This window comes from Neisseria sp. P0021.S007 (assembly GCF_051956855.1).
In genome coordinates this window covers 1-637 of record NZ_JBQCXA010000671.1, presented here as the reverse complement: position 1 = coordinate 637, position 637 = coordinate 1, and the positions used below count along the sequence as shown (strand labels likewise).

1 pseudogene is annotated in these 637 nt (G+C 40.0%); it reads left to right on the top strand.

The features are described 5' to 3' along the window. Positions 1-41: 41 nt before the first annotated feature. Positions 42-149, top strand: a pseudogene (locus ACTHUR_RS15300) (IS5/IS1182 family transposase); the annotation flags it as partial. Positions 150-637: the final 488 nt, after the last annotated feature.

Below are 637 nucleotides of genomic sequence, written 5' to 3'. Positions count from 1 at the left end.
ACCTTTTGTATCAATAGACTTGCTGCAAAGCCATTTCATTTTATAGTGGATTAACTTTAAATCAGGACAAGGCGACGAAGCCGCAGACAGTACAGATAGTACGGCAAGGCGAGGCAACGCCGTACTGGTTTAAAGTTAATCCACTATATTTCCGCTATTTCCGTATTTTCCCTATTCCTCTCCCCCGCAAAAGAGGATGAAAAATACCAAAATCGCAACCGTTTATCAGCTTATCAAATTTACCACCAGCTTATTGCATCCTTTGGACAAGAGTTGACCGAATCGCAATAACCCATCAAAATTTGCCGTACTTCAATATAGGTTTCGCAAAAGCTCAAATGAATTTCTCCAACCATCTGTTTTCAGACGACCTCAACATGGTTTCTTTGACCTGCTGCACCCGACCTTTGTCCTGAATAAAGGGAGAAAACGTCGCGTAGGCCTTACCCACGGAAAGTGTTCAAAGAATTATTTATCTAACACCGGCTCCCCATACAAATATAAACCGATTTCCAATGATGCACATATCGATCTTTAACAGTAAGCAAGACCTAATAAAATTCAAAAACTCAATTCCATCCATGAAGTCTCGATTGTGCAAAATACCAATCAACAGAATGCCCTATTTCTATTTGAA